Source organism: Streptomyces sp. NPDC090083, from assembly GCF_044747445.1.
In the GTDB taxonomy this organism is placed as follows: Bacteria; Actinomycetota; Actinomycetes; order Streptomycetales; family Streptomycetaceae; genus Streptomyces.
This window is the reverse complement of record NZ_JBIVED010000016.1, coordinates 84308-93453: the sequence shown is the minus strand read 5'-3', so window position 1 is coordinate 93453 and position 9146 is coordinate 84308. Positions and strand designations below refer to the sequence as shown.

Here is a 9146-nt window from a genome sequence, read left to right as displayed (position 1 = left end):
TTTCAGGAACTACAGCAACTACTGGAACTACGGGGACGGCTGGGTGCATGCCGACGTATCACGAGATCATGACCACCGACCTCGCCGCGCTGACCACCGCGGCCGAGCGCTGGGACGGCATGGCGGGCGAGTTCGAGAAGCAGGAGACGGCGTACCGGCGGGATGTGCACGGCATCACGATGGGCACGTCGTGGACGGGGCTCAGTGCCGACGCGGCGAACACCCGCTTCGACACCACGCTCAAGGAGTTCCAGTACGCGCAGACGGAGGCCAAGGGGATCGCCTCGATGCTGCGGGACGCGCACGAGCGGTTCGTGGAGTTACGGGGCCGGGTGGTCGCGGCGCGATGGGACGCCGTCCGGGCGGGCATGCACGTCTCCGACTCGGGTGTGGTGAGCCCGAGTTCGGACCGGCCGGACACCCCCGGCGACCCCAGGGCCGTAGCACCGTGGCAGGACCGGATCACCAAGGCGGTGCGCGATGTGGCGGACGCGGACGAGGGGGTCCGGGTCGCGCTGGCGGGAGTGGTGGTCGACTCCGAACTGCTCGCCGGCGGGCGGGGGTTCAACGGTCGGGCGGTCGGTGACGTCGAGGTCTACGAGGCGCTGGAGGCGGAGGGATACCTGCGGAAGCTGAGCGCGGGAGGTGACATGACGACCTCCCAACTCGCCGAGCTGGAGCGGTCGTTCCGTGACAACGCCGAGGACGAGGGGTTCTCCCGGATGGTCCTGGACGATCTCGGCTCCACCGGCACGCTCAAGCTCACCAACGAGCTCAACGACCGTATTCACGTCCAGGGCGGGGCGCGGGCGGGTGCGTACTCGGCGATCGAGACGGGCCTGGCGAACGCGCTCGCCACGGCGACGAAGGACACGAAGTCGGCGTGGTACCGGACTTGGCGTGCGGGGATGCGGCACGCGGGCGTCGAGCACTACGCCACGGACGCGCAGGGGCTCCACCTCGACAAGGCGGTCGGCTACCAGTCACTGGTCACGCTGATGCGGAAGGGGCACGGTTACTCCCCGGGAATGGTCGAGGACCTCACCGGGGACATGATCGCGGCCGAGAAGAAGCATCCCGGGATCTGGCGGGTGAAGGGCACGTATGCCGGGGCGAGCGGGGGTTGGTTCGCCAACGATCCCGTCGACGGCATGCTCGGCATCATGAGCCGGGACCCTGCGGAGGCCGCGCGGTATCTGCACTCCGACGCCCACATGAAGTACCTGATGAAGGACCGCGACTGGAATGTCACCCTGAACGACGAGGGGGTCTCCAAGGGAGGTCACCACGTGCCTCGGTTGGACGGGGACGACCGGGCCGGATTCGGGGCGGCGTTGCAGGCGGGGGCCACGGGGATCGATCCTGCGGATCCGGACGGGGTGCGTCGGGGGGACCGGGCCACGAATGATGCGGTGTTCAGGTCGGCGCTCACATATGTGTCGGACAGCGGGGACGATTTTCCGCCGTCGTTGCGGAGACCGATGGCGAACATCCTGGTCCATCACGGGGAGACTGTGCACGCGGCCATGAGCGAGGTCGACGTCGCCCATTCACCCCTGGACCAGCACCGGCTTTTCGAGGTGGCCAAGCAGGTGTCCAAGGACGAGGGGGCGTACGGGACGTTGAACGGTGGGATGAACCAGGCCATGGTGTCGGCCATTCACAAGGACCACTCGGACTCACCTGAATCCCTCAGCAGAGCCGGCCGCACGGTGGGCTTCCTTGAGGAGGCCCGAGTGCAGGCCGCGGGCGACCCAGAGGTAGCGGAGTTCGAGACCAAGCCGTTCTTCGACAAGGCGATCAGCTATATCCCGGTGGTGAGTGGCGATGTGCAGACAGGATTCGACTATGTGACGGACCAGTGGCTGGCGGATGAGCAGCGGCGGCTGGACAGCAAGCAGGCGGACGAGAACGTTCAGGCGTACAGCCGGAGGAACGGCCAACTTATGGCTCTCGCGAGCGAGTGGAAGAAGGTTCATCAGGCGGACGGTGATCCGTATTACAACCCCAAAGAGGAGATCGGCAGATCCGCCCGAGACGGGATGGCGCATGCCACTGGAATGTCCGGAGAACGATCCGCGTGAATATTCGCCGGTTCCTGATCGTGCTGTTGCTGTCGGTCCTCGCCTTGTCCTGCAGTAGTTCTACGCATCACGAGGTTCCGAAGGCGATTTGCGGGACCCCAATTGATCCCGTTCTCACTCGTCGACTTGTGACATCCACGAACGCATTCCACGAGTACAACCGAGTCGATCGGGCCGAAGCCATCACCGCTCCTTGCATCCTTCTGTCGGAACGGGACCCAGTTCTCGAGTTCCGTTTCTCGTGGGACGACACGGCAACAGACCTCATGTACCTGGCGACGGGCGCCGGATCCATTTCACGAGTTACGGAACCGCGGAGTATCAACCTCGGCTACAAGTCGATCGTCGGTACGGATGGCGCCATCTCGATCGAGCGATGCAAAACCATCGGCGGCGACTACTTCACCCTCACCCTCCAGGTCCCTCAAATCTCCCTCACGGACCAGACTCATCGGAAGGACATCGAGAGGTTCTGGCGGGCTTACTTCCCGGCGACGCTCAAGACGTTGGGGTGCGGAGCCCACGCGGCCCCGCACCCCTCCGGGAGTTGAGCTATGACGCCACGAGGTAGCTGATCACCTCACCGGGCTGTGTCCTGAACTCCAGGCGGAAGCGGGTGTTGTCCGGCACCGGGGAGAGCAGGGTCGTCCAGCCCGGATACGGCATCCGCTTCCAGGCGCTGCAGCCGATCGTCGATCCGTTGGCCCGCTCCAGGCAGGAGCGGGCGTCCGTCTGGTAGCGGACGTACGTGAGCCGCAGGTTGATGTCCCTGCAGCGGTTGGTCGTGTAGTACGGCCCGACCGCGTTGTTGCCGTACCGCAGCCCGATGGTCGCCGACCGGGCACCCCCGTAGCAGCTGGTCGCCGCGGAACTGACTCCCGCGCTCGGTCCCGACATTCCCCCCAAGGCCATGGCTGCCACAAGAGCGATCTTCGCCCACTTGCGCATACACACCTCCATCGACAGACCGGATTATTCGGTCGATGGGCACATTAAATTATTCATCTCGTGCTTTGTGGATGAATGCAAACAAGTGTCATCAAGGGGTCAACGCGAGCCCCCACCTTGTCTGTTGGTGTCCGGCGCGACGGGCCTTGTTGTTCAGTGGTGCTCAGTGCTCAGTGCTCAGTGCTCAGTGCTCAGTGCTCCGCGCCCCCAGCATCTCCACCGCCCGGTCGAACGCTGAATCCCGCCCCGTCGCGAACTCCTCCGGCGTGAACACTGGGACCGTCACCTCCGGGGGAATCCCCGTGCCGTCGAACGTCCGGCCCGTGTCGGTCAGGTACTCCTCGTTCGGGAGCCAGGCCGTCATGGCGTTGGGGAGGGCGCGTTCCAGGACGTCGGAGAAGACGCCCTGGGTGGGCCGGCCGATGCGGATCGTGCGGCCGGGGCGGTCGATCAGGGCCTGGGCGAAGGTCTCGCCCGCGCTCACCGTGGAGCCGCCGGTCAGGACGGCCACCGGGCCGGTGTAGCGCGGGGCGTGGGCCGGGAGAACCGGGATCGGCTCGGGGCGGGTGTGGCGGCTGGGGTCCTTCGGGTCGTTGCGGGCGCGCTTCGCGTAGGCGATGTAGGGGGTGTCGGTGAGGCGTTGCGCGATGTGGACGCCGAGGGCGTCGGAGCCGCCGCCGTTGATGCGCAGATCGATGATCAGGCCATGCAGGTGGCGTGCGCGTTCCGGCGTGAGGACGGTGTTCAACGCCCGGTCGAGTTGGGCGAGTTGGGCCGCGTACGGTGCCTTGTCGTCGGGCAGGTAGCCGCCGAAGCCGGAGACGCGGAGATAGCCGATACGGTCGCCGCCCGCCAAGTCGGCGTAGGTGATGCGGCCGTTGGCGAAGTCCCGTCGGTAGAGAGCGCCCGCGAGGTCGCGCGCCACCACGAACTTCTTGACCCGCGCGTCGAGTTCCCCGTCGGGGATCTCGGTGCCGGGGCGGCCCTCGGCGAACACGCGGGCGCCGTCCTGGACCGCGACGTGGGCGTCGTGGAGCGGACGCACCATCCTGCTGAAGATGTCGAACAGTTCCGTCCGGGTCGTGTCGTCGTGCACCTGCGGGCGGTACTCGTCCCGCACGGCGTGCCAGTCGACGCCCTTGGCCGCGAAGAAGGGGTAGTTCTCCTCGTAGGACTGCCAGAACACGTCGAACGTGGTCAGCGGGTCCTTGGGGGTCGGGCGGGTGCAGGCGGCCGGCAGGGCCGGGATGCGGACCAGTTCGCGGTGGCCGACGTCGCCGGCCGTGCCGAGCGTGGCGTGGTCGCCGTCATGGCCCAGCCGTACGGTCATGACGTCACCGCCCGTCGTGTACGTCCCCGGTCCCGTCCGGCGCGCGCTGTCGCCCTTGAGGCAGCTCACGGCGGTGGTCTGGTACTCCTGGTACGTCCCGTGATCCAGGGCGAGGACCGTGCCGTAGCCGTCCATGCGCCAGAAGCCGTCGACAGAGGCACCGGCACCGGCACCGGGGTCCGTGCCGGAGGCGGACGCGGCCGGCACGGCGATGCCCGCGGCGAGGGTCAGGGCGACGACGGTGGCGGTGGCGGCGGCAGTGGCGATACGCACGTTCTGGTCTCCCCGTGGTGCGGCGTTCTGACCTGCTTGAACTGCATGGCCCGCATGAACTGCGTGGCCTGCACGTCTCACCACCCTCACCGACCGGCCGCCACCCCTGCCATCCGGCACACCCGAGCATCGGGGTGAGGGAAACCCCCGCCGCCTGCCGTGCGCGTCAGGAACCTTTTCGGCCGGTGCGTTCCTCGTCGGCCTCCGCCGCTTGTTCTGCCAGATACGCCTGTGCCGCTGCCGCCTGGCCGGCACGTTCGCCGGGGGAGAGGCGGTCGTACTCGTGAAAGCCCTGAACCATTCGATCGCCCAGCGCTTCCGCGTACGCCGGGATTCGGGCGGCCTGGCGCAGGCCCGTTCGGCCGCTGAGTACCTCGCGGGCCATCTCGCGCAGCGGATCGTCGGGGGCGTGGTCGTCGGCGAGTTTCTGAAGGGCCTTGCGGAGCGACCGGGCGCGGGCCCGGTCGCCGCCGGTGATGTTCATCAAGTCCGCGTCGCCGATGCGTGGTTCGTCGGGCATGCGAGTCCTTCCTGACGCGCTGGGGCTGTCTGGCGGGGCCGGGCGAGGTGTCAGATCGCCGGGTTCGGATGGTCGTACTCACCGATCTTCGTGAACTCGGAGATCGTTCCGTAGAGGGTCGCGCCGATGGTCTCCACCGCACCGACGGCGCCGTTCACGATGCCCTGGACGTTGCCGATCGCCTCGGTTGCCTGGCCCCAGAGGCGGAGCATGTCGGCGATCTCCAGTGCCGCGAGGCCGTAGCCCACCACCGCACCGGCGCCGGTCCACGACAGAGCGGTGCCGGCCGCCATCTCGATGGCCGTGATCAGCAGCCCGTCGATGATGCCGCTCAGAAAGCCGTTGATGGCCTCGGCAGTGGAATAGGCCGAGTGGGCCAGATGGTCGTACTCGGTCCTCAGCTTCCCGAACTCGTCCCTGATCTCTTCGAGCTTCGCCGCGCAGGTGTGGAAGTAGGTGTAGGCGGCGTCGGCGGCGCGCCCGTCCCAGGTGGAGTCGAGGGTCCTGTTGCCGGAGCCGATGTTGCCGGAGACCGCTTCGACGGCTCTGCCCAACTGGTCCCAGATGTCACCGCACTTGGCGAACGACTCCCAGTCGCCGGCGAACCACTGGATCACTTCGTCCAGCGGATTGAAGCCGAAGACCGCGTTGCACGCCTCCATCACCCAGTACGTCGGGCTTGCCAGGTCGCCACAGTTGTTGAAGACGTCGAGGATCGGTCCCTGGGAGTACTCGCCAGGTGCGGCCGGAGCCCTGAGCAGCCTCGTTGGTTCGGTGACGTCGACGAAGTCGGACACGGAGCTACTCGACCGGGCGCTTGACGAGCGGATAGGTCGCGTCGACGCGCGCTGCAACAGCCAGGTCTGTCTGCGTGTAGTACTTCCTGTTGCGCTCCAGTTCCGAGCTTGCCGCTTTCAGGACCTCCTGCAGCCTGTCCATTGCCCGGTTGACCGTCTCGACCGTCGACGTGTGGGTGGTCAGGAAGAGGCTCAGCAGGCCCTGGTCCGAGGCGCTGATACGGGTGTAGCGGGTGCAGTGGCTCTTGAAGTCCGCCGCGTCGTGCGCCGCGCGGCCGATCTGCCTCGCGTATCCGCTGAGGTCCCAGGGATCGACTCGGAGATTCACTTCGTGCCTTCCGTGCTCATGGCCGGGTTGCCTGCACTGCCAACTGCCGTGTGGGTACGTACGTTTCGCGATGCGTCGGAATCAATCAGCGAGCAGGTCCGTCCACCCCGGTAGGGTGCACGCCGTGACGAACCGCGAGAACGGGGCAAACCCCGACGAAGGAGTCCACCTCGGCGACGGCACGGATGCGCTGGCCGCGGTCGACGACCGAAGCCGGAACCTGTTCACCGGTCTCACATGCATCTTCGTGGCACTGCTCGCCGTAGGTCTGCTGGCAGTCCTCCGCCGGGCCGCGACAGGCCAAGGCGAAGCGCCCGACGGTCTTCGGATGGCTGCGGCTGTCACGGGGCTCGCGGTGGATGCGGCCGCGGTCTGGCTGGTCATCCGGGCCCGGCGCGCCCAGAGGTGGTTGCCGCTGGTGATCGCATGCGGGGGCTGTGCAGGCTGGATGGCCGTGATGGCCCTCGTTGCGCGGATCTAGCGGGGGTCCATCCAGCGGGGATCCCTATGGGTCTCGTCAAGGAAATCGGGCTGCGTCGAGGACCGGTGCCGGACAGGATGGCGAGGTGTCTGATCTGCTGTGGGATGACGTCGCGTACTTCTTCGACCTTGATGAGATGGGGTCGCTGCCGGACGTGCGTGTCCCTGACGCCTCGGTGGAGGCCTGGCAGGCGCTCCTCGACCTGATCAGCGCGCGCGGCTGGAAGTGCCGGTACAGGCCGACCTGGTGGCGGAGTGCGAGGTGCGGAGGGTCGGTGTGCGGCTCAGGACGCGGATGCGCATCGTGCCCGAGCAGCACGAGGTGCGTTTCCTCGACGAGCGGTGGGAGAACCGGTCGGACGACAACGCCAACGCACAGTACGGCCGGGGTCATGCGCCTGCCGTCTACCGGCAGTGGGAGACGAAGGAAGGCCCCGACGGCCGCCGGCGCAGGGTCGAAGCGTTCCGTTTCGACACGCGGGAGATGACGGACCCGCTGCAGCACGTGGTTCTCGGTGCCGGATGGGCCTGGCGTGGGGTGGTCAAGCTGTAGACGGGAAACCCCCGTGCGACCGAAGCCGCAGGGGGTCATAGGGGTCATAGGGGTCGCAGGGGTCGCAGGGGTTGTAGGGGTTGTAGGGGGTTATGGGGGGGCGCACGGAGGGATTCCGTCACCCGTCACTACCCGTTCACCTGCTCACGGATTCACCACCGTCCCCCCGAACGTCACCCGCAACGCCCCGCCCGCCGCGAACGACCATCCCAGCGTGCCGCTGTACGGCGCGCATCGCGAGCCGTTCGTCCCGGTCCAGAACTGGTTCGAGGTGTCCGCGTCGCCCACCGTCTTGTCGTTCGAGCCGCTGACCGCGAACCGGCACGACGTGTTCGTGCGGAACACCGAAGTTCCCTTGTCGAACGAGAAGTTGCGTTCCGCGTTGTCGATGCCGACATTGTTCGAGACGGTCATCGTGCCCGGGTTGCTGTTGTAGGTGAACCCGTGATGGCCGTTGCCGTAGGCGATGTCGTGCTGGACGACGTGGTTGACCGCGATGTCGTCGCCGCCGAGTTTGTAGCCGTTGCGGTCGCCGTCGCCGCTCTGGCTGCCGTCGGTGAGGGTGCCGTTGCCGTAGGAGAGGCTGTACTCGATGGTCACGGGGCCGATCGCGCCGGTGTCCGTCTTGGTGTACAGGTCCCAGCCGTCGTCGATGTTGTGGTGGGAGACGTCGTAGCGGAAGACGTTCCCGGTGCCGGTCGTCAGTTTCGCGGCGAAGCCGTCCGCGTCCTCGCCGTCCGAGTCGGCGTTGTCGTGCGACTCCGAGCTGACGACCAGGTTGTTCGAGGGCCAGGACGAGCTGGGCGTACTGGAGGAGATGCGGCCCAGCTGGAGGCCCGTGTCGCGGTTGTACGACGTCACGGTGCGTTCGATGACGTTGTTGCTGCCTCCGACGTAGATCCCGTTGTCGCCCGCGTGCGACACGGTGAGGCCGTAGACGTGCCAGTAGTTGGCGTACAGCTGGAGGCCGCGGTTCGACGAACTCTCGCTCTGGGAGGCGAAGTCGAGGACCGGGGTCTCGCCGTTGTAGGCGGTGAGCGTGGTGCGGGCCGATGCGGTGCCGTCCGCGCCCGCGGGGATCGTGATCGTCGAGGCGGAGCCGTAGGTCCCGCCGCGCAGGTAGATCGTGCCGCCGGACGCGATGCGGCTGATCGCGGTGGCGAGGGTGGTGGGGGCGGAGAGGGTGCCGGCCGCGCTCGCGGTGCCGGTCGGTGATACGTACTGCGTGGCGCTCGCGGCCTGTGCGGGGGTGCCGGACAGGGCGACGAGTGTGCCGGCCATCAGGCCGACGCACGCGATGACTGGTCTCGCTTGCATCGTTCTGCCTCCAGGGTCGTCCCATGACCAGGGAATCCAGGGTTCCGTGCAGGAGCTCCATGCGGTGTGGCACGAGAACATGGAAAGCGCTTTCCCATGTTCTCGTGAGGGAACGTAAGCGCTTGCTGTGGACGCGTCAAGGTGTGCGTACCTGATTCCTGTTCACGGAGATGAACTCACCGGAGGGGTCCACTGGCGCGCGTGTTTGACCTGCGTCACTCCGGGGGTAATCTCTACGCCCCGATTGGCCAGCCGCCTGCGCCATATGGCAGACTGTCGGAGTTGCTCGGTCGAGTGTTGATGCTGCGCGCCTCCCGTCGGGAGGACCGAAAGCGAGTCCCACGGTACTCGTCGTCCCAACTGCCTCACGGCAGCGCTGGGACGGACGTACGGGAATCTTTCGGGAAGTGTCAGTGCGGCGCCGACCAGGCACCCGGTGGGCTTCTTCGCCCTCGGCTTGCGGTTCCGGAAGGGCCGTGCTTTCCCAGCAGGGAAGTTCCTTACAAGGGACTTCTG

The 9146-nt window shown here is 67.1% G+C and carries 8 protein-coding genes and 1 pseudogene; 3 read left to right on the top strand and 6 right to left on the bottom strand.

The genetic code is table 11. The annotated features are described in order from the left end of the window. Window positions 1-47: 47 nt before the first annotated feature. Complete coding sequence (locus ACIPTO_RS38915) at window positions 48-2084, top strand: hypothetical protein (RefSeq protein WP_401199881.1); 2037 nt, start codon at window positions 48-50, stop codon at window positions 2082-2084. Between the two features lie 552 nt (window positions 2085-2636). Here the strand turns inward: ACIPTO_RS38915 and ACIPTO_RS38910 are convergent. The 5 genes from ACIPTO_RS38910 to ACIPTO_RS38890 all read right to left on the bottom strand — a co-directional run bounded on the left by ACIPTO_RS38910 (window position 2637) and on the right by ACIPTO_RS38890 (window position 6280). Beyond that, window positions 2637-3032: a hypothetical protein gene (locus tag ACIPTO_RS38910; protein WP_401199878.1), complete on the bottom strand. Its 396-nt coding sequence runs from the start codon at window positions 3030-3032 to the stop codon at window positions 2637-2639. 184 nt (window positions 3033-3216) lie between these two features. Next, window positions 3217-4635: a S41 family peptidase gene (locus tag ACIPTO_RS38905; RefSeq protein WP_401199876.1), complete on the bottom strand. Its 1419-nt coding sequence runs from the start codon at window positions 4633-4635 to the stop codon at window positions 3217-3219. A 166-nt stretch (window positions 4636-4801) separates the two neighbouring features. Continuing rightward, window positions 4802-5155 (bottom strand): hypothetical protein, encoded by a 354-nt coding sequence (locus ACIPTO_RS38900; protein ID WP_401199873.1) that lies wholly within the window; start codon window positions 5153-5155, stop codon window positions 4802-4804. Window positions 5156-5205: 50 nt separating this feature from the next. Beyond that, window positions 5206-5952 (bottom strand): hypothetical protein, encoded by a 747-nt coding sequence (locus ACIPTO_RS38895; protein ID WP_401199871.1) that lies wholly within the window; start codon window positions 5950-5952, stop codon window positions 5206-5208. Between the two features lie 4 nt (window positions 5953-5956). Continuing rightward, window positions 5957-6280: a hypothetical protein gene (locus tag ACIPTO_RS38890; RefSeq protein ID WP_401199868.1), complete on the bottom strand. Its 324-nt coding sequence runs from the start codon at window positions 6278-6280 to the stop codon at window positions 5957-5959. Between the two features lie 124 nt (window positions 6281-6404). Here ACIPTO_RS38890 and ACIPTO_RS38885 point away from each other — a divergent pair, with 124 nt between their 5' ends. Beyond that, entirely contained in the window at window positions 6405-6761 is a 357-nt protein-coding gene (locus ACIPTO_RS38885; protein ID WP_401199866.1) for a hypothetical protein, read from the top strand. A 294-nt stretch (window positions 6762-7055) separates the two neighbouring features. Further along, window positions 7056-7313 (top strand): hypothetical protein, encoded by a 258-nt coding sequence (locus ACIPTO_RS38880; protein ID WP_401200061.1) that lies wholly within the window; start codon window positions 7056-7058, stop codon window positions 7311-7313. A 144-nt stretch (window positions 7314-7457) separates the two neighbouring features. Here ACIPTO_RS38880 and ACIPTO_RS38875 read toward each other — a convergent pair. Then, window positions 7458-8540 (bottom strand): annotated as a pseudogene (locus ACIPTO_RS38875) (right-handed parallel beta-helix repeat-containing protein); the annotation flags it as partial. Window positions 8541-9146: the final 606 nt, after the last annotated feature.

Bases quoted from the DNA above. Each gene is read 5' to 3' on its own strand.
- ACIPTO_RS38900 (WP_401199873.1), bottom strand. From the start codon at position 5,155: ATGCCCGACGAACCACGCATCGGCGACGCGGACTTGATGAACATCACC.
- ACIPTO_RS38910 (WP_401199878.1), bottom strand. From the start codon at position 3,032: ATGCGCAAGTGGGCGAAGATCGCTCTTGTGGCAGCCATGGCCTTGGGG.
- ACIPTO_RS38880 (WP_401200061.1), top strand. From the start codon at position 7,056: ATGCGCATCGTGCCCGAGCAGCACGAGGTGCGTTTCCTCGACGAGCGG.
- ACIPTO_RS38915 (WP_401199881.1), top strand. From the start codon at position 48: ATGCCGACGTATCACGAGATCATGACCACCGACCTCGCCGCGCTGACC.